Origin of the sequence: Kitasatospora sp. NBC_00374 (genome assembly GCF_041434935.1) — a bacterium.
Lineage (GTDB): Bacteria > Actinomycetota > Actinomycetes > Streptomycetales > Streptomycetaceae > Kitasatospora.
Genome location: NZ_CP107964.1, coordinates 3,563,711 through 3,589,603, shown reverse-complemented (window position 1 = coordinate 3,589,603; position 25,893 = coordinate 3,563,711). Strand labels below are relative to the sequence as shown.

Here is a 25,893-nt window from a genome sequence, read left to right as displayed (position 1 = left end):
GGCACACGACGGCCCCGGGGGCGGTGGTCCGCCCCCGGGGCCGTCGGTGTGCCGCGGGGTGGGTCAGTGGCGGGGCAGCCGGAAGGAGGAGAAGAAGTCCCGCCCGGGGGTGCCGACGCCGGTCGCGGTGTCGTAGCCGCAGGTGGCCTTGAGACCGTAGTCGGCGGCCAGCTTGTAGAGGCGCACCCGCAGGGTGCCGCCGACCACGCCGAGGTCGACCACGTTGCCGAACTTGGTGTGCACGGCGGAGTCGTTCACGTCGCGGAAGGCGCCGCTGCCGGCCCGGTCGTAGATCGCCGGGTTGGCGAAGCCGATCGCCCGGCCGCCGCGCACCTCGATGGCGTCCGCGATCATGGCCGCGTACTCGGGGGAGGAGACCGAGGTGCCGCCGTAGCCGCCCTCGCTGTAGGTGCCGTCGGCGGTGTAGCCGACCAGGGTGGCGGCCACCAGGTCACCGCTCATCGCGACGTCCGGGGTGGCCCGCAGCGGGGTGGCGGAGGTGGTGCCGTCGGCGGCCGTGCGCGCGATCGAGTCCGGCACCACGCCGTGCTGGTACCAGGGCTGCGGGAAGTCCTTGGAGACGCCGCCGCCACCGCCGAAGTAGAAGAAGCCGGGGTACGGGTCCCAGGACTTCTGGTCGGCCGAGAGCACCGAGCGCTGGTCGCCCATCGACACCTCGTGGCCGTAGTGGCCAGCCTTGTCGCCCAGTTCGAGGGCGGTGCCGCCGACCGAGGTCACCCAGGGCGAGGCGGACGGCCAGTCGGCCTGCGCCTGGCTGGTGTCGGACTGGCAGTTCACACCGGTCGCGGCCGCGCCCGGGGAGCTGTCGCCGCAGTCGCCGCTGGAGAAGGTGAAGCCGATGCCCTGGACGGCGCCGAGCTGGAAGATCTGGTTGTCCGCGGCCACCACCGCGGGGTCGATGTCCCCGCTCTTGCCGTGCATGATCTCGCCCCAGGAGTTGGAGACCACGTCGGCCAGGTGCTCGTCGACCACCTTCGCCATGGCGGCGTTGAGGTCCTCGTCGTAGCAGGAGTTGGCACCGACGTAGACGACCTGGGCGCCGGGCGCGAGGCCGTGCGCCATCTCGACGTCGAGGGCCTGCTCGCCGGACCAGTCACCGCACTCGTCCTGGTGGACGAACTTGTCCGGGGTGACGAACTCGCGGTACTGACCGGGGGTGAACGGCTGGTCGCCGTGCGCGGTGGAGAAGTGGTCGGCGTCCTGCTCCATGGTCGCCAGGCCGTACGCGTCGATGATCGCGATCCGGGCGCCCTTGCCGGTCACCTTCGCGTCGCTCACCCCGTAGGCCTTGCGCAGCTGGCTCGGGGTGTACGAGCAGGGGGCGAACGGTTCGTTCTTCTCGTAGCCCTCGGGCGCGCCCTTGGCGGTCTTCGAGCCGTAGCCGTCCTCGGAGCAGGTCGGCACGGTCGGCAGGGTGGCGGCGGGCTTCGCGGCCGGTGCGGCGAGGCCCGGTGCGGCGAGGCTCTGGGCGGCGGCCTTCGCGTCGGCCCTCGCCTCGGCCTCGCGGACCGAGACGGCGTGCGAGACGTCCTTGTGGGCGGCGCCGCTGATCCCGCCGACCGCGAGCACCGAGCCGGCCACCCCGGCGGGCAGCGTGACCTCGTCCGCCGGGGCCTGCCGGGTGCCGCCGTCCGGCGAGCGGTAGCTGTGGAAGGAGGTGCCCAGCGCCTTGGCCAGCGCCGCGGTGCTCCCGGAGACCTGGAGGTAGTGCGGGGTGCTCTCGCCGACGGTCAGGCCGGCCGAGGTGAGCCAGGCGGTGACGGCCCGGACCTGCTCCGGGGTGGCGCCGAAGCGCTGCGCGGCCTGATCGGCGCTCAGGAACTGCCCGTACCCGGGGGCGGACGGGTCCGAGACGGCACGGGCCAGGGCTTCGAGCCCGCTGGCGTCGCGGCCGGCCAGGTAGATCCGGGCCGTCGCGGGGGCGGAGTCGGCCACCGCGCCCTGGTCGGCCTGGGCGGTGGCCCAGGCGGGGTGCGTCCCGGCGAGCCGGCGGGCGGTGTTCGGCGCGTCGGCCGGGGTGGCGGCGGTGGCCGGGGTGGCCACCGCGAGGGTTCCCAGGATCAGCGCGGCGGCGGGTGCCGCGGCGAGGGTCCGGGAGAGCCGGTTGCGTGCTGCTGGCACGTCGGTCCCCACTTTTCGGATTGATGGTCCGTCGGCCGCCCTTCGTGAGGGCATGACGGACCGGCCCGGCGGCGGATCATCCGTCGCCGGTGCGGCAGTTGACTGTGCGCTAGCTGTCTATTGGCACTGATGTACACAGCTCAAGAGCGCGTCCGAAAGCTTTGCCGGGCTATGACCGCGGGGTGGGGAACCCGTGGGGAAGCCGTTGCCCGGAGCGCGGTGCCCGCAGGCCGCCCGGTCGCCGGGTCGCAGGGTCGCCGAGTCGCCCGGCCGGGTCACCGGGGCCGCTCGGTCGGCCGCCGGACGGACCGCCCGACCGCCGTGTCCGTCCGGCCGGGCGTTCGTTGCACAGGGCGGAGATCATCCGGGGAAGGCGGCTGAAACGAGATGTCATACCCAGTAGTGCGTTCGGTATGCACCCATCCGGGGACGACTTCGGAAGAAGTCGGGCCAAAAACCCTCCACCGGCCTACTCTTGTTGAGGTGAACGATCCTCAGCCCGCCGGTCGGGCCGCCCTCGCCACCGCCGACAACCGTGCTCCGGCCGGTCCGGGCTCGGACCTCCGCGCACGGGTACGGGCCTACGAGGCCGAGCTGATCGCGTTTCGTCGGGACCTGCACCGCCACCCCGAGCTGGGCCGCCAGGAGTTCCGGACCACCAGACTCCTGCGCGAACGGCTGGTGACGGCCGGGCTGCAGCCCCGGGTGCTGCCCGGGGGCACCGGGATGGTGGTGGACATCGTTCCGGCCGGGACACCGTCGGGCGCCCCGTTCCTGGCCTTCCGGGCGGACATCGACGCCCTGCCGATCGATGACGCCAAGATCGACACCCCGTACCGCTCCACCCTTCCGGGCCGGGCCCACGCCTGCGGCCACGACGTGCACACCTCCGTCGTGCTCGGCGCCGGGCTGGTGCTGGCGGACGCGGCCCGGTGGGGGGAGCTGAAGCAGCCGGTCCGGTTGATCTTCCAGCCGGCCGAGGAGGTCATGCCGGGCGGTGCGCTGGACGTGATCAAGGCGGCCGGGATGGCCGGGGTGGGCCGGATCTTCGCCGTGCACTGCGACCCGAAGGTCCAGGTCGGCCGGGTCGGGCTGCGGGTCGGCGCGATCACCTCGGCCTGCGACCGGCTGCTGCTCGGACTGGACGGCCCCGGCGGCCACACGGCGCGGCCGCACCTCACCACCGACCTGGTCACGGCGGTGGCCCGGATGGCCGCGGAGCTGCCCGCCGCGCTGGCCCGCCGGATGGACCCGCGCTGGGGCGTCAGCCTGGTGTTCGGCCGGATCGCCGCCGGCTCCGCGCCCAACGTGATCCCGCAGCACGCCGAGCTGGAGGGCACCGTCCGCTGCCTGGACCTGGCCGGCTGGCGCGAGGCGCCCGAGGTGCTGGACGAGCTGGTCGGCCGGATCGCCGAGACGCACCGGGCCAAGTGGGCGCTGGACTACCACCGGGGCGTGCCGCCGGTGGTCAACGAGCAGGAGTCGATCGCGCAGCTGGAGGCCGCGATGACGGCCCGCTTCGCCGCCGGCGGCGGCCCGGTGGTGGAGGACACCGAGCAGAGCCTCGGCGGCGAGGACTTCTCCTGGTACCTGGAGCACGCCCCGGGCGCGCTGGCCAGGCTCGGGGTGCGCGGGCCGCGGGAGAAGGGTGTGCGGGACCTGCACCAGGGCGACTTCGACGTCGACGAGCGGGCGATCGCGGTCGGCGTGGAGCTGTTCTCGTCGCTCGCGCTGGAGCACGGCCGGATCTGACCTGCGGTATCGGCTGTCCGAGTGAGAGGGGCCCGCGCTCGCGGGCCCCTCTCCTTGTGCGGCGCGGCTTGTGACTGGTGAGGTGGCTTGGGCGTAGGGTGGTTGTCCGGTATCACTCGGTAGTGACATTCGGTTGAGCAACTGTGGCGCTATGTCCGGATTCATCCGGAAGTCGGACCACATTTTGATAACAACCCGAATGCCCTGGCAGGCCGTAACCCAACCGTGTTCTACGCGCGTTACGGTGGCGCTCGACCACGCCAAACGGGTGTGTGAGAAGGAGATACTCCCTTGCGCCGTTCACTCAAGCTCGCCGCGGTGATGCTCTCGGGTTCCCTGGGCATCGCTTCGCTCGCCGCCTGCGGCGCAAAGAGCACCGACAGCACTTCCGCTTCCGCCGGCGCCTCCGGCTCGTCCGGCATCAAGGTCGGCATGGCCTACGACATCGGCGGCCGTGGCGACCAGTCGTTCAACGACTCCGCCGCCCGTGGTCTCGACAAGGCCAAGGCCGACCTCGGCGTCCAGGTCAACGAGGCCGAGGCCAAGACCGGCGAGGCCGAGGCCGACAAGGAGGCTCGCCTCAAGAGCCTGGTGACCGCGGGTTACAACCCGGTCATCGCGGTCGGCTTCGTCTACCAGGACGCGGTCAACAAGGTCGCCAAGGACAACCCGAACGTCAAGTTCGCGATCATCGACTCCGCGTCGGCCGACCAGCCCGCGAACGTCACCTCGCTGACCTTCTCGGAGCAGGAGGGCTCGTACCTCGCCGGTGTCGCCGCCGCTTCGAAGAGCAAGACCCACCACATCGGCTTCATCGGTGGCGTCCAGTCCGAGCTGATCAAGAAGTTCGAGGCCGGTTACACCGCGGGCGCCAAGTTCGTCGACCCGAACATCGTGGTCGAGGTCACCTACCTCACCACCCCGCCGGACTTCAGCGGCTTCAACGACCCGGGCAAGGGCAAGGAAGCCGCCCAGGGCCAGCTCGACAAGGGCGCGGACGTCATCTACGCCGCCGCCGGCTCCTCCGGCTCGGGTGCCATCGAGGCCGTCTCCACCGCCGGCAAGTGGGCCATCGGTGTCGACTCCGACCAGGCCGCCCAGCCCGCGCTGGCGAAGTACAAGGACCACATCCTCACCTCGATGGTGAAGAACGTGGACACCGCCGTGTACGCGTACATCAAGTCGGTCAAGGACGGCAACGCCATCACCGGCGTGAAGAACTTCGACCTGGCTGCCCAGGGTGTCTCGCTGGCCACCACCGGCAACCACATCGACGACATCAAGGCCAAGCTCGCGGACGCCGAGAAGGCGATCACCTCCGGCGCCACCAAGGTTCCGACCGCCCCGCAGAGCTGATCCGGGTTCCGTCCCCCGCCACCGCCTGCCCGGCGGCGGGGTGACGGCCGTCCGAATCCCAGGGGGAGGGGCCCGGCAGGTACGCGCATCGCGTACCCACCGGGCCCCTCCCGTCCCCGCCCCTGATCTCTCCAGATCTCTCCAGCGCAACGAAGCGCCCGACGACCACCCAGGAGATCGCCATCAGCGCTCCCGACCCCACCCCCAGCACGGGCGGCAGCCCCAGCGCGGGGACGGCGACACCTGCCGTCGAACTGCGCGGCATCACCAAGCGCTTCCCCGGTGTCGTGGCCAACCACGACATCGACATCACCGTCCAGCGCGGCACCGTGCACGCGCTGATGGGTGAGAACGGCGCCGGCAAGTCCACCCTGATGAAGATCCTCTACGGCATGCAGAAGCCGGACGAGGGCACCATCCGGATCGACGGCGAGCTCGTCGAGTTCAACACCCCCGGCGACGCGATCGGCCGCGGCATCGGCATGGTGCACCAGCACTTCATGCTGGCCGACTACCTGACGGTCTGGGAGAACGTGGTCCTGGGCGGCGAGAAGCTGCACGGGATAGGAGCCAAGGCCAAGGCGAAGATCAAGGAGATCTCCGACCAGTACGGACTGGGCGTGCGCCCGGACGCGCTGGTCGAGGACCTCGGTGTCGCCGACCGGCAGCGCGTGGAGATCCTCAAGGTCCTCTACCGCGGCGCCCGGATCCTGATCCTGGACGAGCCCACCGCCGTGCTGGTGCCCCAGGAGGTGGAGGCCCTCTTCGCCAACCTGCGGGAGCTGAAGGCCGAGGGCGTCACCGTCATCTTCATCTCGCACAAGCTGCACGAGGTGCTCTCGGTCGCCGACGCGATCAGCGTCATCCGCCGCGGCACCACGGTCGGCGACGCCGACCCGCAGACCGTCACCGCCCGCCAGCTCGCCGAGCTGATGGTCGGCGCCGAGCTGCCCTCCCCGGAGAGCCGCGAGTCCACCGTCACCGACGTCGAGATGCTCCGCGTCGAGGGCCTGCGGATCGCCAAGGCGGACGCCGAGGGCATCGAGCGCGTCGTCCTGGACGACATCTCGCTGCGGATCCGCAAGGGCGAGGTGCTCGGCATCGCCGGCGTCGAGGGCAACGGCCAGGCCGAACTGGTCGAGGCCATCATGGGCATGATCGCTCCGGACGCGGGCACCGTGACCCTGGACGGCACGGACCTGACCCGCCTGCTGACCCGGGCCCGTCGTGAGGCCGGGATCGGCTACATCCCCGAGGACCGCCACAAGCACGGCCTGCTGCTGGAGGCCCCGCTCTGGGAGAACCGGATCCTCGGCCACGTCACCGAGACCCCGAACTCCAAGGGCGTGCTGCTCGACTCGGCCGGCGCCCGCAGGGACACCCAGCGGATCGTCGAGGAGTACGACGTCCGCACCCCCGGCATCGAGGTCACCGCGGCCTCCCTCTCCGGCGGCAACCAGCAGAAGCTGATCGTCGGCCGCGAGATGAGCCACGACCCCAAGCTGCTGATCGCCGCCCACCCCACCCGCGGTGTGGACGTCGGCGCGCAGGCCCAGATCTGGGGCCAGATCCGCGCCGCCCAGCACGAGGGCCTGGCGGTCCTGCTGATCTCCGCCGACCTGGACGAGCTGATCGGCCTCTCCGACAACATCCGGGTGATCTACCGCGGCCGCCTGGTCGCCGACGCCGACCCGGCCACCGTCACCGCCGAGGACCTGGGCACCGCGATGACCGGTGCGGCCAAGGGCCACATCGAGTCGGACGCCGAGGCGCTGGCCGAGGCCCACGCCGTGGCCGCCGCCGGCACCGAGGACGAGACCACCGCGGACGAGGCCGCCGAGGGCGACACCGCCGCGGACACCCCGGCCGAGCCCACCGACACCGCCGACGACCCGCAGGCGGGGGAGTAACCCACATGACCAGTCCCAACCCCGCCAAGCGCAAGCTTGCCCAGCGGTTCGACCTGGAGCGGATCGCGCTCGGTCTGGCCGCGCCGGTGCTCGCCGTGCTGCTCTCCCTGGCGATCTGCTCGGTGCTGCTGCTGAGCTCGGGCCGTGACCCGTTCAAGGCGTTCGACGTGATGCTCACGTACGGAACCGCCTCCGACGGCCAGGTCCAGATCATCAACAAGGGCATCACGTACTACCTGGCCGCCGTCGCCGCCGCCTTCGGCTTCCGGATGAACCTGTTCAACATCGGTGTCGAGGGCCAGTACCGGATCGCCGCGCTGTTCACGGCCTACATCGGCAGCCAGATCGCGCTGCCGGCGTTCATCCAGATCCCGCTGCTGCTGGTCACCGCCATGCTGGCCGGTGGCCTCTGGGCCTCGATCGCCGGTGTGCTGAAGGTCTACCGCGGTGTCAGCGAGGTCATCTCGACCATCATGCTGAACGCGATCTCGCTCGCCGTGGTCGGCCTGCTGCTCGTGCCCGGCATCTTCGCGCCGAAGGTGGCCACCAGCAGCAACAGCATCCAGACCAAGCCGATCTCGGAGTCCAGCCACTTCTTCTCGATCGAGACGGCGGGCGGCACCCTCTGGGGCTTCCTGATCATCGCGGTGATCGTCGGTGTGGGCTTCCAGGTCACCCTGAACCGCACCCGGTTCGGCTTCGACCTGCGGGCGACCGGCCGCTCGGAGAGCGCCGCCAAGGCCTCCGGCGTCAACGTCAAGCGCATGGTGCTCACCAGCATGGCCGTCTCCGGCGCGCTGGCCGGCCTGATCGGCATGCCGACCCTGCTGCAGAGCTCGTTCACCTACGGCACCAGCTTCCAGCAGAATCTCGGCTTCACCGGCATCGCGATCGCCCTGCTCGGTCGCAACAGCCCGATCGGCATCGTCTTCTCGGCGCTGCTCTTCTCCTTCATGGACGTCACCGCCGTGCAGCTCCCGCTGCAGGGTGACTTCCCGCAGGAGATCGTCGCCGTCATGCAGGGAACCATCGTCATCTGCGTCGTCGTCGCCTACGAGCTGGTGCGTCGCTACGGCCTCAAGCGCCAGCAGCAGAAGGTCGGCGCCGAACTCGCCGCGCAGGCCGCTGCGGCCGCCAACAAGGAGGTGGCCGCATGAGCACCGCAACCTCGACCCGGCCGAAGTCGCCGGGCAGCGCGCCTGCCAAGAAGCACAAGATCTCCGTCCCGGTACTGCTGCTGCTGATCGCCGGGGCCCTGGTCCTGGTGTCGGCGGTGGCCGCCGTCACCGGCAACTACGGTCTGACCGCCTCCGGCCAGATCTCCGCTGCCCTCGGCGCGGCCGTCCCGATCGCGATGGCCGGTCTGGGCGGTCTGTGGGCCGAGCGGTCCGGTGTGGTCAACATCGGCCTCGAAGGCATGATGGTCGCCGGCACCTTCTGCGGTGCCTGGGCTGGCTACCTGGTCAACCCCTGGGTGGGCCTGCTGGCCGGTATGGCCGGCGGCGCGCTCGGCGGTCTGCTGCACGCGGTCGTCACGGTGACCTTCGGCGTCGACCACATCGTCTCGGGCGTCGGTATCAACCTGCTGATCCCGGGCATCTGCGCCTACATCAACAAGATCTACTACAAGGACTACGTGGCCTTCGGCGCCGGTGCGAACCAGTCGCCGCCGGCCGAGTCCCTGCCCGCGCTGACCATCCCCGGGCTGTCCGAGTGGCTGGACAAGATCGAGGCGCACCACTGGTTCCTGGTCTCCGACGTCGCCGGCATCCTCGGCGGTCTGGTCACCAACCTGTCGGTGGTCACCATCATCGCCGCGGTCTTCATCGTGGTCAGCTACTTCGTGCTCTGGCGCACGGTCTTCGGCCTGCGGCTGCGCTCCTGCGGTGAGAACCCCACCGCCGCCGAGTCGCTGGGCGTCAACGTCTACAAGTACAAGTACCTCGCGGTCATCGCCTCGGGCGCGTTCGCCGGTCTCGGCGGTGCGTACCTCTCGCTGGTCGCCTCGCACTTCTACAAGGACGGCCAGACCCAGGGCCGAGGCTTCATCGGTCTCGCCGCGATGATCTTCGGCAACTGGATGCCCGGCGGTCTCGCCATGGGCGCCGGCCTGTTCGGCTTCACCGACAGCCTCCAGCTGCGCGACGCCGACAACGTGCACGTCCTGCTGATCACCGTCTCCATCGCGATGCTGCTGCTCGCCCTCTGGCAGCTGTACCGCCGCAAGTACACCCCGGCGATCATCAGCTTCGTCGTGGCCGGCGGCCTGGCGGTCTGGTACGCCACCACCGACTCCGTGCAGCGCCCGCTGATCGTGGCCACGCCGTACGTGATCACCCTGGTGGTCCTCGCGGCAGCCTCGCAGCGCCTGCGGCCGCCGAAGGCCGACGGCCAGATCTACCGCAAGGGCCAGGGCAAGTGACGACCGCACCCGCACCCGACTGGAACGCGCTGCGCGGCGCGGCCCGCGACGCGATGTCGCGCGCCTACGCGCCGTACAGCAAGTTCCCGGTCGGTGCGGCGGCCCTGGTGGACGACGGCCGCACGGTCACCGGCTGCAACGTGGAGAACGCCTCCTACGGGCTCGGCCTGTGCGCCGAGTGCGGGCTGGTCTCCGCACTGCACGCCAGTGGCGGCGGCCGGCTGGTGGCCTTCACCTGCGTCGACGGCGCGGGCGAGCTGCTGATGCCGTGCGGGCGCTGCCGCCAGCTGCTGTACGAGCACGGCGGCCCCGAGATGCTGCTCGACTTCCCCTCCGGGGTGAGGACGATGGCCGAGATCCTGCCCGACGCGTTCGGGCCGGAGCGGCTCTAGCAACCCCTTCAGTTACGCGCGTAGAGTGTCGCGGGAGGGCCCTGACCGGGCCTCTCCCGCGACACTCTTCGCTTTCTCGCTTTCTCCCGCACCTGAGTACGTGCCCCACCTCTTGGAGAACCCATGGACGCCCCCTCCGTCATCAGGACCAAGCGCGACCGCGGCGAGCTGACCGACGCCCAGATCGACTGGGTCATCGACGCCTACACCCGCGGCGAGGTCGCCGACGAGCAGATGTCCGCGCTGGCGATGGCGATCCTGCTGAACGGCATGAACCTCCGCGAGATCAGCCGCTGGACCGACGCGATGATCCGCTCGGGCGTCCGGATGGACTTCTCCGCCCTCGGCGTGCCCACCTCCGACAAGCACTCCACCGGCGGCGTCGGCGACAAGATCACCCTCCCGCTGGCCCCGCTGGTCGCCGCCTGCGGCGCGGCCGTCCCGCAGCTCTCCGGCCGCGGCCTCGGCCACACCGGCGGCACCCTCGACAAGCTGGAGTCCATCCCCGGCTGGCGGGCGCTGCTCTCCAACGACGAGATGATGAACGTGCTGCACGGCGCGGGCGCCGTGATCTGCGCGGCCGGCGACGGCCTCGCCCCCGCCGACAAGAAGCTGTACGCGCTGCGCGACGTCACCGGCACCGTCGAGGCGATCCCGCTGATCGCCAGCTCGATCATGTCCAAGAAGATCGCCGAAGGCACCGGCGCCCTGGTCCTGGACGTCAAGGTCGGCTCCGGCGCCTTCATGAAGAACCTGCCCGACGCCCAGGAGCTGGCCCGCACCATGGTCGGCCTCGGCAAGGCCGCCGGCGTCAACACCGTCGCCCTGCTCACCGACATGTCGACCCCGCTCGGCCTCACCGCCGGCAACGCGCTGGAGGTCCGCGAGTCGGTCGAGGTGCTGGCCGGCGGCGGCCCCGCCGACGTGGTCGAGCTGACCCTCGCGCTGGCCCGCGAGATGCTCGCCGCCGCGGGCGTCCACGGCAAGGACCCGGCCGACGCGCTGCGCGACGGCTCCGCGATGGACCACTGGCGCCGCATGATCAGCGCCCAGGGCGGCGACGTCGACGCCCCCCTCCCGGTCGCCCGCGAGCAGCACGTCGTCACCGCCTCCGCCTCCGGCCTGCTCACCGGCCTGGACGCGTACGCCGTCGGCGTCTGCGCCTGGCGCCTCGGCGCCGGCCGCGCCCGCAAGGAGGACCCGGTGCAGGCCGGCGCCGGTGTCGAGATCCACGCCAAGCCGGGCGAGGCCGTCAAGGCCGGCCAGCCGCTGCTGACCCTGCACACCGACACCCCCGAGCGCTACGACTACGCCATGGAGGCGCTGGCCGGCGGCATCACCATCTCGCCGGAGGGCACCGTCTTCACGCCCAAGCCGATCGTGCTGGACCGCATCGCCTGATGCACCGAGCACACCGTGCCCGGGCCGCCCTCGCCGTGCGGCCCGGGCACGGTGCTGTCCGGGGGCGGGAAGTCGAACTCTCCGGTGGCCGCGGCGGTGACGAAGGCGGACCAGGCGGCGGGGTGGACGGTGAGGTGGGTGTCGGGGGTCTTGGTGTCGCCGATCAGGACGGTGTGGTCGGTGGCGAGGTGGGTGAAGGAGACGCGGACGCAGTCGCCGTTGCCCGCGTTGTCGCCGTAGCTGCTCTTGAACCACTGAGTGCTGCTCATCGCGGAAGGTCCTCCAGTGCGTGCCGGAGCCACGCTGTCGACCCGTCGGGCGACAGGGCCGCCGCCTGGACGAGATCGTAGGTCAGGGCTGATTCGAGGACGGCGTCCGGTGCTTCGAGAAGGTGGCCGGAGATGCTGCCCTCGACGTAGGCGACGCGCGGGGAGTCGAGAAAGTCGAGCAGCGTGATCGAGCCGCCCATCGCACCGTGACCGCCGGCCGAGAACGGCAGGACCTGCACGACGCTGTGCGGCCCTTCGGCCAGGGTGAGGACATGGTCGAGCTGGCGACGCATCACTTCGGGGCCGCCGACCGACCTACGGATGACGCTCTCGTCCAGCACGACCCAGACGAGCGGCGGTGAGTCGTCTTTCAGACGTTCCTGCCACGCGGCTCGCGCGGCCCACACCTGCTCGATCTCGTCCCGGTCGGCTCGTGGCCTGCCGAGGCGGATGGCGGCGCGCCCGTAGTCCGGCGTCTGCCACAGGCCGGGGAATGCCCCGGCCGCGTACTTCCGCATACCGACCGCCAGGGCCTCCAGCTCCATGAACCGCCGCGACCAGTCGGGGAACGCCTCCCGCAGGACCAGCGGGTAGAGCCAGTTGAAGATGCCGTCGGTGGCGAGGAGTTCGTCGAGCTTCCTCGGCAGGTCGGGCGGGATCGCGCGGCTCGCGGTCTCCACGGTGCCGAGATGGGTCTTGCTGTAGGCCACGAGCTTCGAAAGCTCCGCCAGCGAGAGGCCGTTGCGCTTGCGGAGGTCCCTGAGCTGGAAACCGAAGAGATCCCGGACCGACCGCTCGGGGGTCAACTCGCGTTCCTGGGCTGCCATCTGCGTGCCCCCATGTCCTCAGCACCGGTGCGGACGTGCCGCGCCTTCACAGGGTAGCGCCATGGCGTGACCATGGGTGCACGGAAAGTAGTTGACCTTCGTGAAGGAGCAGTTCATGGCGAGTGCGCAGCCCGTTCCCCGGCTCGGTGAGCGGGTGGTCGAGGAGGAGACCGGCAGGGTCGGGGAGTTCCGGGGTGCCGACTACGGCAGATGGTGGCTCCGGCCGCCCGGCGGCGGCATCGAGTGGGACGTGGAGCCCGGTGCCGCGCGGGCGCAGGCGGTGGGGGAGTGAACCCGTTGGCCCGGGCGTACTTCATCGCGGGGATGCTGGCGCTGCTGGCCGACGCGGACGTTCAGTTGCTACGACTGCCCGGCTGCTTCCGGGTGTCGACGGGCCGGCCTCGCGATGCCGAGGTGCAGGCGTCACTGCTTCCCGTCGTCGAGTGGGCGGACCGGCCGGGGTGCTCGTCGGCCGGGATGCTCCGGTGCGAGGTGGCGGCGGTACGCCCCGCTCAGCCGTAGGTTCGCAGCCCGGTGGTGTCGACCCGCCACGGCCCCACGGTGACGGTGTCGCCGAACACGAACTTCTCCCGTGATGCGAAGCCGGGCTGCGAGTGGACGATGCCGGTGCCGTCCCGCGGGTCGACCAGGAGGTAGAGCGGGATACCCATGGCGGCGTAGTCGCGGACCTTGTTCTCGTAGTCGTTCTCGGGGTTCGACCGGGACACGACTTCCATCACCAGGACGACCTCATGGGGCTGCAGAGCCCGACCCGCCGTCTCCATGGCAGCCTCAGGGAACACCATGAGGTCGGGATTGCGGAGCCGCCCCAGCCCGGCATCCTCAAGGTCGGCCCCGCCGTGTGCGATGTGACCGGGGTGCGTCCGGGGGAGCTGCTCATTGAGCTGCCGTGCGATGCGGATGACCGCGAGTTCGTGCTGCTTCACGGGCGACATCATCATGACGATCTCGCCGTCGGCGATCTCTATCTTGCTGATCCCCGGTACCTGGGGGAGCTCATCTGCGATCTCGCGCAACCGGGCGTACGCAGCCGGATCGATGCTCATGCTCGGAGTGTATCCAGGGCAGGCGCGCGCCGGGCCGGGATCGTCAGGCGGGTGGCGTAGAAGAAGCCGGCGGTGATCAGGACCAGGCCGAGCAGGGCGCACAGCAGGGTCGGAGAGTTCCGGGGGGCCGACTACGGCAGATGATGGCTCCGGCCGCCCGGCGGGGGAATGCGAGGTGGCCGTCGCTGCTTCGGGGCGGCCGTAAGTCCGCGTCTCAGGGGCGATTGAAGATGTCGGTGCCGATTCGACGCCACACGATACGCGGCTGACCGGCTTGGACCGGCTCGCCGTAGCTGAAGGTGGCCCGTCCATCGGGTGCCCAACTGAGCTCCCATACGTCCGGGTGGCCCTGCATCTTCTTCACCCGCAGGCCGCGTCGGAAGCCTTGACCGGCCTGCAGGTCCGCTACGAACTGCGCCACCGCGACCAGGAACGCGGCTTTCTGAGCGGCATCGAGATGTTTCCAGTCTCGAAGGAAATGGGCGAGAGACTCATACGTCGGCACGACGCTTGATCTCCTTCACGTCTCTACTCGGCGGAAAGTCTGCCCGGAAGACTTTCCGCCTGGCCCGGATCGCCTGGCGGGTCGCGTAGAGGGTGACGCCGGCCGCCAGGGTCATCGCGGCCAGGCCGACGGCGGCCGCGCCGGACCAGCCGGCCGCGTGGTAGGCGTCGGCGCCGATGGTGCCGCCGAGGCTGTTGCCCAGGTAGTAGGCGATCAGGTAGAGCGCGGACGCCTGGGCGCGGCCGTGGCCGGCGGTGCGGCCGACCGAGGAGGAGGCGGTGGCGTGGCCGATGAAGAAGCCTGCGGTGATCAGGGCCAGGCCGAGCAGCGCGCACAGCAGGGAGCCGCCGAGCGAGAGCAGCAGGCCGGTGGCGGTGGTGCCGATGGCGACGTACAGGGTGCCGCGCCGGCCGAGGCGGCCGGTGAGGCGGCCCGCGTTGGCGGAGGCGACGGTGCCGACCAGGTAGACCACGAAGATCGAGGCGGCGACCGACTGCGGGAGGCCGAACGGCGCCGAGGTGAGCCGGTAGCCGACGGTGTTGTAGACCGCTCCGAAGACGGCCATGAACAGGGCGCCCAGCGCGTACAGCCGCAGCAGCAGCGGGTCGCGCAGGTGGGCGCAGACCGTGCGGCCGAGGGCCCGGGCGTCGACGGGGGTGCGGCGGAACTGGCGGGCGGCGGGGATCAGCAGCCGGAAGGCGAGGGCGGCGAGCAGGGCGACGGCCGCCGACGCGGCCAGGCCCCAGCGCCAGCCCCAGGCGGCCCCGGCCCAGCCGGAGACCAGCCGGCCGCCCATGCCGCCGATCGAGTTGCCCGCCACGTACAGGCCCATCGCAGAGGCCAGTGCGCTCGGGTGGATCTCCTCGGCGAGGTACGCCATCGCGGTGGCCGGGAGCCCGGCGAGGGCCGCGCCCTGGACGGCCCGCAGCACGGTCAGGGTGGTCAGGTCGGGGGCCAGGGGCAGCAGCAGGGCCACGGCGGTGGCGGCGAGCACGGAGGCGGTCATCACCGCGGTGCGCCCGTACCGGTCGGAGAGTGCGCTGGCCGGCAGGAGCGCCACGGCGAGGCCGAGGGTGGCGGCGGAGGCCGTCCAACTCGCCTGGCCGGGAGTCAGGTTGAGGTCGTCCGAGAGGAGCGGCAGCAGGCCCTGGGTGGCGTACAGCAGGACGAAGGTGGCGATCCCGGCGGCGAACAGCGCGAGGTTGGCGCGCCGGAAGGAGCGGTCGCCGGGACGCAGACGGGTGTCGGCGACGGATTCGGCGGAGGCGGCTGGGGACGACTGGGGAAGGGCACCCGGCAGTGTGGCTGCGGATGCCCCGGTACTGGCAGGCGGCATGTCCTGACGGTAGGACCGGCGCGCCTGATGCGTCCAATGCATGAACAAGCCAGAATTCATGCCATGACGCATGAGGACAGCTCACCGCCGGTGCGCCCCGCCGAGCTCGACCCGGATTCGGCGGTGGTCCGACTGGCCCCGCAGCTGGCCCAGTTCGCGGCGGTGGCGAGACTGGAACATGTCACCCGGGCCGCGCAGCTGCTGGACATGCCGCAGCCGACGCTGTCCCGCGCGGTGGCCCGGCTGGAGTCGGAATTGGGGGTGGACCTGCTGGCCCGGCAGGGCCGGGCGGTGCGGTTGACCAGGGCCGGGCGGCTGCTGCTCGGCTCGGTGGAGCGGGCGCTGGCGGAGTTGGAGCGTGGGGCGGAGGCGGCCCGGGCGGAGGACGACCCGACGGCCGGGCGGGTGGCCTTCGGGTTCCTGCACACGATGGGGACGGACGCGGTGCCCGCCCTGCTGCGGGACTTCCGGGCCGGCCACCCGCGGGTGCGGTTCCAGCTGGCGCAGGACTACGTGGCCGCGATGCTGGACCGGATGCGCGAGGGCGAGCTGGACCTCTGCCTGGTCTCGCCGCTGCCCGACTCGCCGGACCTGGTGGCCCGGCCGCTGGACGAGCAGCGGCTGCACCTGGCGGTGCCCGCCGACCACCGGCTGGCCGGGCGGCGGCGGATCCGGCTGGCGGAGGTGGCGCAGGAGCCGTTCGTGGCGGTGGAGGAGGGTTACGGCCTGCGCATGATCACCGACGGCTTCTGTGCGGAGGCCGGTTTCGCTCCGCGGATCGCCTTCGAGGGGGAGGAGGCGGAGACGCTGCGCGGGCTGGTGGCGGCCGGCCTCGGTGTGGCGCTGCTGCCGCCCGCGCTGGTGGCCAGGCCCGGGGTGGTGGAGCTGGAGGTGACCGCGCCGCGGACCCGCCGGGCGATCGGGCTGGCCTGGGTCGCCGGTCGGCCGCTCACCCCGCCGGTGGCGGCGTTCCGCGATTTCGTGCTGTCCCGGAAGGGGCGGCTGCTGGAGCACGATTGAACGGGTGGGGCCAATGGTGGGCGTGCGGCGCGGCGAGGTAGAAATCTACGCGCGTAGGAGCTACCATCTCGCAATGGAGACCCACACCCCTGCCGCCGCGGGCACCACCGGCCCCCGCATTCCCACGCCCGACCAGATCGCCCGCGCCCCGAAGGTGCTCCTGCACGACCACCTGGACGGCGGGCTCCGCCCCGAGACCGTCGTCGAGCTGGCCGCCGCCTGCGGCTATCAGGGCCTGCCGACCACCGACCCGGTCAAGCTCGGTGTCTGGTTCCGTGAGGCCGCCGACTCCGGCTCGCTGGTCCGCTACCTGGAGACCTTCGCCCACACCTGCGCCGTGATGCAGACCCGTGAGGCGCTGATCAAGGTCGCCGCGGACTGCGCCGAGGACCTGGCCGCCGACGGCGTCGTGTACGCCGAGGTCCGCTACGCCCCCGAGCAGCACCTGGAGGCCGGCCTCACCCTCGACCAGGTCGTCGAGGCCGTGAACGAGGGCTTCCGTCTCGGCGAGGCCAACGCCCGCGCGGCCGGCCACCGGATCCGGGTCGGCACCCTGATCACCGCGATGCGGCACGCCGCCCGCTCGCAGGAGATCGCCGAGCTGGCCAACCGCCACCGCGACCAGGGCGTGGTCGGCTTCGACATCGCCGGCGCCGAGGCCGGTCACCCGCCCACCCGCCACCAGGCCGCCTTCGACTACCTCAAGGGCGAGAACAACCACTTCACCATCCACGCCGGCGAGGCGTTCGGCCTGCCGTCGATCTGGGAGGCCCTGCAGTGCTGCGGCGCCGACCGCCTCGGCCACGGCGTGCGGATCGTCGACGACATCACCGTGCACGAGGACGGCCGGGTCGAGCTCGGCCGGCTGGCCGCGTACGTGCGCGACAAGCGCGTCCCGCTGGAGATGTGCCCCACCTCCAACCTGCAGACCGCGGCCGCGGCCTCGTACGCCGAGCACCCGATCGGACTGCTCAGCCGGCTGAAGTTCCGGGTCACCGTCAACACCGACAACCGGCTGATGAGCGGCACCAGCATGAGCCAGGAGTTCGGCCACCTGGTGGAGGCTTTCAACTACACCCTGGGCGACATGGAGTGGTTCACCGTCAACGCGATGAAGTCGGCCTTCCTGCCCTTCGACGAGCGGCTGGCGATGATCAACGACGTGATCAAGCCCGGCTACGCCGAGCTGAAGGCGGAGTGGCTGTTCCAGGCCCGCGCCTGACGGGTGCTCGAACGGGTGCCGACCGCCTCGCCGTCCGGCACCCGTTCGAGCGGTAACCCGGGAGGGTGACCTGTCTTTGGTCTGCGAAGGGCCTTGTCACTACGGTGTGTCAGTCACTTCTGACACGGCGTGATGCCGGCGGCCCCCGGGCCGTCCCGTGCACGCGCCGGCCCGACGAGGACGAGGATCACCACATGAAGCAGGCCACTCTCAAGGCTGCCGGTACGGCTGTGCTCGGCGTCGCGATCGCCGCCGTCGCCGCAGGTACCGCCTCTGCCGCCGGCGCCGGCGGCCTCGGACTCCCGACCACGCTGGCCAACCCCGAGGTCGCGGGTACGGCGGCCACCGCCGCGACCGGTGCCGTCAACAAGGTCCCCGGTGGCGGCGAGGTGACCGAGGCCGTCGGCACCCTGGGGGTGGCGAGCCCGCTGACCCCCGCCCCGGCCGCCGAGGCCCCGGTCGCCGACGGCATGCGCGCCGCGGGTGCGAACCGCGTGGGCGGCCTGGAGTCCGTCCCCGGCGGGCAGGGTCTGTCGAAGACCCCGGTCGGCGGTGTCATCGGCACGATCAGCAGCCTCGGTGGCGCGCCCGGCGCGGTCCCCGGCATCGGCTAGTCCTCGCGTTCGACGGCCGAGGGCCGCTTCCCCGTTTCGCGGGGGAGCGGCCCTCGGCCGTTCGCCGGCCGTGCTCACGCCTCCTGGGGGAGCACCAGCCACAGAGCCAGGTAGATCAGGAACTGCGGGCCGGGCAGCAGGCAGGAGAGCAGGGCGATCGTCCGGACGGTCCACGGGGCGAGGCCGAACCGCTCGGCGATCCCGGCGCAGACGCCGGCGATGACGCGGTTGTGGCGGGGGCGGGCAAGGCGGCGGCTCATCGAGGTCTCCGAGGTGATGTGGCCCGGTGCCGGTCTCTCCGGTGGGCATGACTCCATCCTGCGTCCCCGCAGGCGGTCTCACGTCAGCCCCGGTGGTGATCCCGGCCCCTCAACTCTTCCCGGGTCGCGGGGCCCCGGACTCAGGGGAGTCTCAGGGCCGGTCCCCGACCCCGGGCCGGAACCGCGCGGCGGCCTCCCCCTCCCGGTGCCGTCGGCGGCCGGCGGGAGGAGTGCAGCCCCGTCAGCGGCGCGCCCATTCCGGGAGTCCGCCCTGCGAGGGCATCGCGACCTGCCTGAGGATCAAGTCGACAGGGTCATCAACCTGTCGCGGGAGATGGCGGTCCACCTCGACTCGTTCATGGACGGCTCACTCGTCCGAGTCGGCGGTTCCGGGCTTCGCGAGCGCTACCTTGGCGGCATCAGTGAAAGCCTTCGGGCCTACGGGCCGGGCTATTTCGGCACCAGAAACATCGAGATCGAATATGCCTGCCACGAGGTCGTCCCAGCGGTTCTGGTGGGCTGTCGGGCGTATGTCGGAGGTGCTGACGGCGAATTCGGCGAATGGTGCTGGAAAGTCGAAGTTCTGTTTTGAATCAGCGAAACCCATGGTGAGGTAAAGCGTGAGACCCCTCTCCTGCCCGCGAATGGAGGGGTGAGATGCTTGGGCGCCACCGCGCAGTCCGAGCCGGGGTCGCGCGTGGGGGTGTCGTGCGGCGGCCGGCCGCGCGGGTTGGGTAACCCAATCGGTCTCTGCAAGGAACACACCACACATGCGCAACTCACGGCTGCTTGCCGCCACCCTGCTCTGCTCCCTCGGCCTCGTCGGCGTGACCGCCTGCGGGCCGGCGGAGGAGAAGAAGACGAGCACCGACGCGAAGGCGGTCCCCGCCTCGCCGTCCGCCGCCGGGCTGGAGAGCCTGTCCGCGGCGGAGATCATCAAGAAGACCCAGGAGGCCGGCGCCAAGGCGACCTCGGTCAAGCTGACGTTCGACATCACGTCCGAGGGGCAGAAGATAGCCGGCTCGGTGGCGGAGGACAGCTCCGGCAACTGCGTCGGTCAGGTCAGCCTCGGCGACAAGGGCAGCTTCGACCTGCTGCGGACCTCGGGCTCGGTGTGGCTGAAGCCGGACGCCGCGTTCTGGGAGAAGTCGGTCGCGGCGGGCACCTCGAAGACCCTGGCGGGCAAGTACCTGATGGGCGGCGCGGAGGCGGCCGGGGTCAAGGAGCTGGCGAGCTTCTGTGACATGGGCATCGAGACGCTGAAGTCGATCGGCAAGACCGAGAGCGGCGCCGACGACACCGCGGGCGCGACCAAGGGCGGCACCAAGCAGGTCGGTGCGGACCTCGCCGTGGTCATCAAGGACGGCGACGCGACGACCAAGGCGGAGATGGCGGTGGCCGCGAAGGGCGAGCCGTACCTGCTGCAGTTGGCCACCACCGGTGCGGACACCGGCACCATGACCTTCAGCGACTACGGCAAGCCGGTCACCGTGACGGCGCCGCCGGCCGCGCAGGTCATCGACGCGTCGAAGTACCTGAAGGGCTGAGCCCTCCGAACCCCGCGACCGGGACCGTCCGCTCGTACGCCTGCGCGTACCGGTGGCGGTCCCGTTCCGTTTCCGGCGGGCCCGCCGGGGCCTGCCGCTCCCGCAGCAGCAGCGCCCGCAGGGCCGGCACCACGGCCAGGTGGCAGACGGCCGCGCCAGCCGTCCCGAGCAGGATGTCGTCCACGTTCAGCACGTGTCCCGGGGCCCAACCCTCCATGATCTCCAGGGCGGTGGCCAGCAGCGCCGCGCCGCCGACGGTCCGGAACAGCGAGGGCAGCCACGCGGCCCGCAGCCGTCCGCCGGCCAGCGGCAGCAGGACCCCGAACGGTGCGAGCGGCAGCAGTCCGCCGGCCAGTTGCCGGGCACCGGCCCAGCCGCCGAGCGAGAGCGACTGCTGGACGGTCGCGAACGGGGTGAGGTTGGCCGGGTAGGTCCAGCTGACCGGCAGCGGACGCAGCGTCAGCCAGCCGAGGACGACCAGGTGGACCGCGAGGAGGATCCGCACCACCGTCCGGAGCGGACGCGACACCCCCGGCCGGGCGGCCGGATCGGTGGGCTCGTCCTCGGGTGTTGCGCCGCAGTCCTCGGCGCGGGTGGTGGTGCCATGTCGGTGCACGGTCCCAAGGACGCCGGGTGGGTCGCGCACGGTTCCAGGCGATCCGCGACGGCGCGGGGCGGAGGGTTCAGGGGCAGGGGGAGCCGCTCGCCGTGGGCGTGGGCGACGCCGGTGCGCTGAACAGCCCGGCCGAGGGGGACGCGGAGGCGGAGGCCGTCACGGTGGGCCGGGCGGTCCTGGCCGCGCTCGGCGCGGGCGTCGCCGAGGGCGTCGGCGAGGTGGGCGCGCTGGGCACCTGCGGGACGGCGGGGCAGGCCGTCCGGCTGGCGGGCGCACCCGCGAACACCGGGACGGCGGTCGGCCGGATGCCGCAGCCGGCCAGGGCGAGCAGCAGCAAGAGCGTGGCGGGCAGGGTTCTGCGGGCGTTCACCGGCTCCCCTCCTGGTCGTCCTGGTCGTCCGGGGCGGGCGGCGTCAGGGGCAGGCTGAGGGTGAAGACCGCGCCCGTCTCGCCGTTGGCGGCGGTGATGGTGCCGCCGTGTATCTGGGCGTTGGCCATCGCGATGGACAGCCCCAGCCCGCTCCCCTCCGACCTGGCCCGGCCCTTGTCGGCCTTGTAGAACCGGTCGAACACGTGCGGCAGCACGTCCTCGGGGATGCCGGGCCCGCTGTCGGAGACCTGCACGACGACCTGGCCGTCCCGCTCGCGCACCCGCACCCGCACCGGCGAGCCGCCGTGCTTGAGCGCGTTGCCGATCAGGTTGGCCAGCACCACGTCGAGGCGGCGGGGGTCGACCATGGCCCGGATGCCGCGCGGGGCGTCCACGTCCACGGCGTCGTACCAGGCCCGGCCGTCGATGCAGGACATCAGCAGGTCGGCGATGTCCACCTCGTCGGCGACCAGCTTGGCGGTGCCGGCGTCGAACCGGGTCACCTCCATCAGGTTCTCGACCAGGTCGGAGAGCCGGCGGGTCTCGCTGACCACGAGCCGGACGGCCGGCTCGATCATCGGGTCCAGCGCGTCGGCCTCGTCCTCCAGGATGTCGGTGACGGCGGTCATCGCGGTCAGCGGGGTGCGCAGTTCGTGGGACATGTCGGCGACGAACCGGCGGCTCTGCGCCTCGCGCGCGCTCAACTCCGCGACCTGGTCGGACAGCGACTCGGCGGTCCGGTTGAACGTCCTGGCCAGATCGGCGAGTTCGTCACCGCCCTCGACCTCCAGCCGGGTGTCGAGCTTGCCCTCGCCGAGCCGCCGGGCGGCCTCGCCGAGCCGCTTCACCGGGCGCAGGACGGTCGCCGAGGCGGCCTGGGCGAGCAGCGCCGAGCCGATCAGGGCGAGCAGGGTGGCGATCGCCAGCGACCAGCCGAGGGTGTTGAGATCGGCCCGTTCGGTGTCCAGCGACTTGAACATGTAGGCGGTCAGCGGCGTCTCGACCACCTTGGTCCCGCCGATCAGGTACGGCGCGTCCAGGTTCACCCGCTGCCAGTACAGGTGGTAGCCGCCGGGGCCGCCCTGGCCCGCCTCGCGCGGCACGCCGACGGTGGCCTGCAGGGTCTCGGGCACCCTGGCCAGGGTGAACCGGGCCGGGTCGGAGGAGGCCAGGCAGTCCGGCCGGCTCTCGTCGACCACCAGAACGTCGTAGTTGAGGCCGGAGCCGGCCACCTGGTTGGCCAGGTCGACCAGTTCGGGGCAGCTCGCGTTCAGCGGCAGCGCGGAGACGTTGCGGGTCACCGAGACCCGGAAGTCGTTCAGCGCGGTGTCCTGGGCACGCTTGAGCACCGCGTCGCGGTTCAGCCAGTAGGCGATGCCGGACGCGGAGACCGCGGTGATCAGCGCGACCGCGGCGAACACCGCGATCAGCCGCACCCGCAGCGAACGCAGGCGGCGCCACGGGCCCGAGCGGAAGCGCGCGCGGGGGCGGGGCCGCTGGGTCTGAGGGTCAGTCAACAGTTCTCACAGACGGGTCGGATCGGGCGGGCTACGCCGGCGGGTCGAGCCGGTAGCCCACGCCGCGCACGGTGCGGATCAGCGTCGGAGCCGAAGGCACATCCTCCACCTTCGCCCTCAGCCGCTGCACGCAGGCGTCCACCAACCGGGAATCTCCCAGGTAGTCGTGTTCCCAGACCAGCCGCAGCAGCTGCTGGCGGGAGAGCGCCTGACCGGGCCGGCGGCTCAGTTCGAGCAGCAGCCGCAGCTCGGTCGGGGTGAGCTGGAGGTCCTCCCCGTCCTTGGTGACCGTCATCGCGGAACGGTCGATCACCAGACCGCCGTAGCTGGCGGAGTCGGAGTTCTCCCGCTCGCCGCGGCGCAGCACGGCCCGGATCCGGGCGTCCAGCACCCGGGGCTGGACCGGTTTGACCACGTAGTCGTCGGCGCCCGACTCCAGGCCGACCACCACGTCGATGTCGTCGGAACGGGCGGTGAGCAGGATGATCGGCAGCTGGTCGGTGCGCCGGATCCGGCGGCAGACCTCGAAGCCGTCGATGCCCGGCAGCATCACATCCAGCACGATGAGGTCCGGCCGCTGCTCCTTGAAGAGCTTCAGGCCGTCCTCGCCCGAGGCAGCGGCGGCCACACGGTGGCCCTGGCGGGTGAGGGCGAGTTCGAGGCCGGTCCGGATGGCGTCGTCGTCCTCGATCAGAAGCAGGAAAGGCACGGCCTCATTCTGGCCCACCCGGCCCGGCGAATCACCCACCAGGTACCGGTCGATGCGCGGTGGAACCGGAATCGTTGCTTCGGGCGTCCCCGGCGGTGTGGCGGTGGACCGGACGAAAGTCCCTTTCGCTGTGACAGCCCTGTGACAGTCGGCGGACACCGCGATGACGAGCGGTTGGCAGGATTTTCCTTGTCGCCGAAGAACGCACCAGGTCACCGACCGGGGCGGACGGCGGTGGCAAGGACCCGCACGTACCGACCATGGGGGCGCACGATGACCGCAACGCTGAAGACCCGCACCACCGGGGCCGTCCGCACCGCGCACTCATCCGCCGCGACCACGCGGACCCGGTACGAGGTGAGGACCGACGAGACATCCGGTGCCGTGATCGTACGGGGGTGCGCACACAGCGCCGGAGCCCGCCGCCCGGTGGGCGCGGGCAGGGGGGAGCTGCACGGGATCGGTCGCATGGGGAGTGCGACCGACTCCGGTGCCACCCTGACGCTCCGGGGAATCCTCCCGGTGCGCCCGGGTGGCAGCGGGTCCGCGGTCGGGGGGACCGGCTCGGGGGAGCCGGACGACCGCAGGACCCCTGGCACCACGCTGCTGCATCTGGCGCCGGCGGCTGCGGAGTCCGCCGCGCCGGAGCAGCAGCCGGCCGGAGACCGCACCGCCGAGTTCACCGCCTACGTGCAGGAGCGCCGCGCGTCCCTGTACGCCACGGCCTACCACCTGACCGGCGACCGCTTCGAGGCCGAGGACCTGCTGCAGAGCGCGCTCTTCAGCACCTACCGCGCCTGGGACCGGATCACCGACAAGGCCGCGCTCGGGGGCTACCTCCGGCGCACCATGACCAACCTGCACATCTCCGCCTGGCGCCGCCGCAAGGTCAACGAGTACCCGACCGAGGAGCTGCCGGAGACGGTCGGCGACACCGACGCGATGGGCGGCACCGAGCTGCGCACCGTGCTCTGGCAGGCGCTGGCCAAGCTGCCGGAGAACCAGCGCACGATGCTGGTGCTGCGCTACTACGAGGGCCGGACCGACCCGGAGATCGCCGACATCCTCGGCATCAGCGTCGGCACGGTGAAGAGCAGCATCTGGCGCGCACTGCGCCGGCTGCGCGACGACGACCAGCTCAACCGCAGCGGTGACGCCTGCCTCGCCTTCGGCGAGCTGGTGGCCTGACCGCGGCGACACGAACACCCGTCGGGGGACGGGGCAGGACCGCGGAGCCGCGGTGGCCGACTCGGGGGAGCGGCCGCCGGCGGGGGACCCGCAGGTCCGAACACGGACGGGCCCGGTGCCGGGGAGAGGCACCGGGCCCGTCCGTGCTGATGCCTGACACTGTGTAAGTCGGTTGAGGCGTGCGCCTCCCGACCGCTCGGATGGGCGGCACGCACACCCGTGCCGTACCCACCGACCCGTCGGGAGCACGATCATGTCCAGCAGCACGGCCCACGAGAGCCTGGCCGAGGTCCCCGGCGGGCAGGTCTTCCGCACCACCGCGGGGACCGGCCGCGACCTGGTCCTGCTCAACGCACGGCCGCGCTCGCCCCGCGCGCGGAGGCCGTGGCCCGTGGCGACCCGGCCGCCGCCATCGAGGCCGACCTCGCGGTCTGGGCCTCCCGGACCCCGCCGGCCGGACGCGCATTCCTGGCCGGGATCTGCGCCGACTCCCCCGCCTTCCACCTCGGCCACGAGACGGAGGCGCTGGATCCGGCGCGGCCCGGCATCGAGCACCTGGGGGAGATCGGGGTGCCCACCCTGGTGGTGGTCGGGGGGCACGACACCGGGCTGAGCCACTACCCGCCGGATCGCGCGGGGCGTGCCCGGCGCCGAGATGGTGACGGTGCCGGGGGCCGACCACTTCGTCAACCTGTCGGCCCCGGAGCGTTTCGTGGAGCTCGTCGACCGGGCCATGGGAGGCTGAGCCGCTGCCGCTGCCGCTGCCGCTGCCGCTGTGCCGCCGTCGGGCCGGTCAGGCGACGGCGGCGACCGGCTGCCGCTCGGCGACCGCGCGGACCCGGCGGGAGGCTTCCGGGCCGGCGCACGCGGCCGCCCCGAGCTCGACCTGGCGGGCCACGATGCCGCGCTCGGCCCGCATCAGCCGCCAGCCGCGGCGCAGCAGGTACGGGACGGACTTGCGGCCTTCGCGGACGTCCCGGCGAAACCGCCGCCAGGCGGTGGTCAGGGGGCGGTTGCGCAGGCACAGGGCGTCGCCCAGCAGGCCCTCCGCGGCGCACTGCTCCGCCAGTTCGGCGGCGAAGATGCCCTCGGCGATGAAGGCGGGCGCGCCGCCCAGGTCCAGGGTGCGGCTGCCGGCCCGGCCGTTGGCGGGGATCGAGTAGACCGGAACCTCGGCGCGGCCTGCGGCGACCAGCTGCCGGATCGCCGCCAGGGCCTGCTCGCGGTGCCAGGAGAGCGGGGAGTCCCAGTCCGTCCCGCCGTCCGGGAAGAGCGGCAGGGTGGGGTCGTCCCCGTCCTTGTAGAAGTCGTCGAGCTGGAGCACCGGCAGGCCGCTGCGCTCGGCGAGCGAGGACTTCCCCGATCCGGAGGGGCCCGACAGCAGGATCACGCGGGCGCCGGGCGTCGGCTGGGCATTCAGCAGGGAGTCACTCACGAGACACCAGTCTGAC

At 71.9% G+C, this 25,893-nt stretch carries 28 protein-coding genes; 16 read left to right on the top strand and 12 right to left on the bottom strand.

Annotated elements, in window-relative coordinates; translation table 11 throughout:
* Nucleotides 1–63: 63 nt before the first annotated feature.
* Nucleotides 64–2,142, bottom strand: coding sequence for a protease pro-enzyme activation domain-containing protein (locus OG871_RS16015; RefSeq protein ID WP_371497465.1), 2,079 nt, complete (start codon nucleotides 2,140–2,142; stop codon nucleotides 64–66).
* 483 nt (nucleotides 2,143–2,625) lie between these two features.
* Between OG871_RS16015 and OG871_RS16010 the strand changes: the two genes are divergently transcribed.
* The 7 genes from OG871_RS16010 to OG871_RS15980 all read left to right on the top strand — a co-directional run bounded on the left by OG871_RS16010 (nucleotide 2,626) and on the right by OG871_RS15980 (nucleotide 11,375).
* A complete protein-coding gene (locus OG871_RS16010; protein ID WP_371497464.1) occupies nucleotides 2,626–3,894 on the top strand; it encodes an amidohydrolase in 1,269 nt (422 codons plus the stop codon).
* Between the two features lie 291 nt (nucleotides 3,895–4,185).
* Nucleotides 4,186–5,250: a BMP family protein gene (locus OG871_RS16005; RefSeq protein ID WP_371497463.1), complete on the top strand. Its 1,065-nt coding sequence runs from the start codon at nucleotides 4,186–4,188 to the stop codon at nucleotides 5,248–5,250.
* 341 nt (nucleotides 5,251–5,591) lie between these two features.
* Nucleotides 5,592–7,160: an ABC transporter ATP-binding protein gene (locus tag OG871_RS16000; RefSeq protein WP_371503328.1), complete on the top strand. Its 1,569-nt coding sequence runs from the start codon at nucleotides 5,592–5,594 to the stop codon at nucleotides 7,158–7,160.
* Between the two features lie 5 nt (nucleotides 7,161–7,165).
* Nucleotides 7,166–8,317 (top strand): ABC transporter permease, encoded by a 1,152-nt coding sequence (locus OG871_RS15995; RefSeq protein WP_371497462.1) that lies wholly within the window; start codon nucleotides 7,166–7,168, stop codon nucleotides 8,315–8,317.
* Nucleotides 8,314–9,582, top strand: a complete 1,269-nt coding sequence (locus OG871_RS15990) for an ABC transporter permease (RefSeq protein ID WP_371497461.1) — start codon at nucleotides 8,314–8,316, stop codon at nucleotides 9,580–9,582. The genes OG871_RS15995 and OG871_RS15990 overlap by 4 nt, the downstream gene beginning before the upstream one ends.
* Entirely contained in the window at nucleotides 9,579–9,974 is a 396-nt protein-coding gene (locus OG871_RS15985; protein ID WP_371497459.1) for a cytidine deaminase, read from the top strand. The genes OG871_RS15990 and OG871_RS15985 overlap by 4 nt, the downstream gene beginning before the upstream one ends.
* 123 nt (nucleotides 9,975–10,097) lie before the next feature.
* Nucleotides 10,098–11,375: a thymidine phosphorylase gene (locus tag OG871_RS15980; protein ID WP_371497458.1), complete on the top strand. Its 1,278-nt coding sequence runs from the start codon at nucleotides 10,098–10,100 to the stop codon at nucleotides 11,373–11,375.
* Here the strand turns inward: OG871_RS15980 and OG871_RS15975 are convergent.
* Nucleotides 11,282–11,644, bottom strand: coding sequence for a DUF397 domain-containing protein (locus OG871_RS15975; RefSeq protein WP_371497457.1), 363 nt, complete (start codon nucleotides 11,642–11,644; stop codon nucleotides 11,282–11,284). The two genes, OG871_RS15980 and OG871_RS15975, sit on opposite strands and share 94 nt — an antisense overlap.
* Entirely contained in the window at nucleotides 11,641–12,471 is an 831-nt protein-coding gene (locus tag OG871_RS15970; protein WP_371497456.1) for a helix-turn-helix domain-containing protein, read from the bottom strand. The genes OG871_RS15975 and OG871_RS15970 overlap by 4 nt, the downstream gene beginning before the upstream one ends.
* A 115-nt stretch (nucleotides 12,472–12,586) precedes the next feature.
* Between OG871_RS15970 and OG871_RS15965 the strand changes: the two genes are divergently transcribed.
* Both OG871_RS15965 and OG871_RS15960 read left to right on the top strand, forming a co-directional pair.
* A complete protein-coding gene (locus OG871_RS15965; RefSeq protein ID WP_371497455.1) occupies nucleotides 12,587–12,763 on the top strand; it encodes a hypothetical protein in 177 nt (58 codons plus the stop codon).
* Nucleotides 12,760–12,993, top strand: coding sequence for a hypothetical protein (locus tag OG871_RS15960; protein ID WP_371497454.1), 234 nt, complete (start codon nucleotides 12,760–12,762; stop codon nucleotides 12,991–12,993). The genes OG871_RS15965 and OG871_RS15960 overlap by 4 nt, the downstream gene beginning before the upstream one ends.
* Here the strand turns inward: OG871_RS15960 and OG871_RS15955 are convergent.
* The 3 genes from OG871_RS15955 to OG871_RS15945 all read right to left on the bottom strand — a co-directional run bounded on the left by OG871_RS15955 (nucleotide 12,984) and on the right by OG871_RS15945 (nucleotide 15,379).
* A complete protein-coding gene (locus OG871_RS15955; RefSeq protein WP_371497453.1) occupies nucleotides 12,984–13,538 on the bottom strand; it encodes a Uma2 family endonuclease in 555 nt (184 codons plus the stop codon). The genes OG871_RS15960 and OG871_RS15955 overlap by 10 nt on opposite strands.
* A 214-nt stretch (nucleotides 13,539–13,752) precedes the next feature.
* On the bottom strand, nucleotides 13,753–14,043 hold the full coding sequence (locus OG871_RS15950) for a hypothetical protein (protein WP_371497452.1): 291 nt from the start codon (nucleotides 14,041–14,043) through the stop codon (nucleotides 13,753–13,755).
* Nucleotides 14,030–15,379, bottom strand: coding sequence for an MFS transporter (locus tag OG871_RS15945; protein ID WP_371497450.1), 1,350 nt, complete (start codon nucleotides 15,377–15,379; stop codon nucleotides 14,030–14,032). Before OG871_RS15945 ends, OG871_RS15950 begins: the two co-directional genes overlap by 14 nt.
* 63 nt (nucleotides 15,380–15,442) lie before the next feature.
* Here OG871_RS15945 and OG871_RS15940 point away from each other — a divergent pair, with 63 nt between their 5' ends.
* From OG871_RS15940 to OG871_RS15930, 3 genes are all read left to right on the top strand, one after another.
* On the top strand, nucleotides 15,443–16,399 hold the full coding sequence (locus tag OG871_RS15940; RefSeq protein WP_371497449.1) for a LysR family transcriptional regulator: 957 nt from the start codon (nucleotides 15,443–15,445) through the stop codon (nucleotides 16,397–16,399).
* Nucleotides 16,400–16,472: 73 nt separating this feature from the next.
* On the top strand, nucleotides 16,473–17,621 hold the full coding sequence (locus OG871_RS15935; RefSeq protein ID WP_371497448.1) for an adenosine deaminase: 1,149 nt from the start codon (nucleotides 16,473–16,475) through the stop codon (nucleotides 17,619–17,621).
* Nucleotides 17,622–17,815: 194 nt separating this feature from the next.
* Nucleotides 17,816–18,235: a hypothetical protein gene (locus tag OG871_RS15930; RefSeq protein ID WP_371497446.1), complete on the top strand. Its 420-nt coding sequence runs from the start codon at nucleotides 17,816–17,818 to the stop codon at nucleotides 18,233–18,235.
* Nucleotides 18,236–18,309: 74 nt separating this feature from the next.
* Here OG871_RS15930 and OG871_RS15925 read toward each other — a convergent pair whose 3' ends face one another.
* Complete coding sequence (locus OG871_RS15925) at nucleotides 18,310–18,495, bottom strand: PspC domain-containing protein (RefSeq protein WP_371497444.1); 186 nt, start codon at nucleotides 18,493–18,495, stop codon at nucleotides 18,310–18,312.
* A 334-nt stretch (nucleotides 18,496–18,829) separates the two neighbouring features.
* Here OG871_RS15925 and OG871_RS15920 point away from each other — a divergent pair, with 334 nt between their 5' ends.
* On the top strand, nucleotides 18,830–19,087 hold the full coding sequence (locus tag OG871_RS15920; RefSeq protein ID WP_371497443.1) for a hypothetical protein: 258 nt from the start codon (nucleotides 18,830–18,832) through the stop codon (nucleotides 19,085–19,087).
* 178 nt (nucleotides 19,088–19,265) lie between these two features.
* On the top strand, nucleotides 19,266–20,042 hold the full coding sequence (locus OG871_RS15915; RefSeq protein WP_371497442.1) for a hypothetical protein: 777 nt from the start codon (nucleotides 19,266–19,268) through the stop codon (nucleotides 20,040–20,042).
* On the opposite strand, the gene OG871_RS15910 is transcribed toward OG871_RS15915, so the two are convergent.
* The 4 genes from OG871_RS15910 to OG871_RS15895 form a co-directional block, all read right to left on the bottom strand.
* A complete protein-coding gene (locus tag OG871_RS15910) occupies nucleotides 20,011–20,688 on the bottom strand; it encodes a VanZ family protein (RefSeq protein ID WP_371497441.1) in 678 nt (225 codons plus the stop codon). The genes OG871_RS15915 and OG871_RS15910 overlap by 32 nt on opposite strands.
* 37 nt (nucleotides 20,689–20,725) lie before the next feature.
* Nucleotides 20,726–21,028 carry a hypothetical protein gene (locus tag OG871_RS15905; RefSeq protein WP_371497440.1) on the bottom strand — a complete coding sequence of 101 codons (303 nt, stop codon included), beginning with the start codon at nucleotides 21,026–21,028 and terminating at the stop codon, nucleotides 20,726–20,728.
* A complete protein-coding gene (locus OG871_RS15900) occupies nucleotides 21,025–22,479 on the bottom strand; it encodes an ATP-binding protein (RefSeq protein ID WP_371503327.1) in 1,455 nt (484 codons plus the stop codon). The genes OG871_RS15905 and OG871_RS15900 overlap by 4 nt, the downstream gene beginning before the upstream one ends.
* Nucleotides 22,480–22,576: 97 nt before the next feature.
* Nucleotides 22,577–23,254, bottom strand: a complete 678-nt coding sequence (locus tag OG871_RS15895; protein ID WP_371497439.1) for a response regulator — start codon at nucleotides 23,252–23,254, stop codon at nucleotides 22,577–22,579.
* Nucleotides 23,255–23,527: 273 nt separating this feature from the next.
* Here OG871_RS15895 and OG871_RS15890 point away from each other — a divergent pair, with 273 nt between their 5' ends.
* Together OG871_RS15890 and OG871_RS15885 are read left to right on the top strand one after the other, a co-directional pair.
* Complete coding sequence (locus OG871_RS15890; RefSeq protein WP_371497437.1) at nucleotides 23,528–24,442, top strand: SigE family RNA polymerase sigma factor; 915 nt, start codon at nucleotides 23,528–23,530, stop codon at nucleotides 24,440–24,442.
* Nucleotides 24,443–25,082: 640 nt separating this feature from the next.
* The gene (locus tag OG871_RS15885; protein WP_371497435.1) at nucleotides 25,083–25,187 is read left to right on the top strand and encodes an alpha/beta fold hydrolase; all 105 of its coding nucleotides are present in this window, start codon (nucleotides 25,083–25,085) and stop codon (nucleotides 25,185–25,187) included.
* Between the two features lie 48 nt (nucleotides 25,188–25,235).
* Here OG871_RS15885 and OG871_RS15880 read toward each other — a convergent pair whose 3' ends face one another.
* Entirely contained in the window at nucleotides 25,236–25,877 is a 642-nt protein-coding gene (locus OG871_RS15880) for an ATP-binding protein (protein ID WP_371497433.1), read from the bottom strand.
* Between the last annotated feature and the right edge of the window lie 16 nt (nucleotides 25,878–25,893).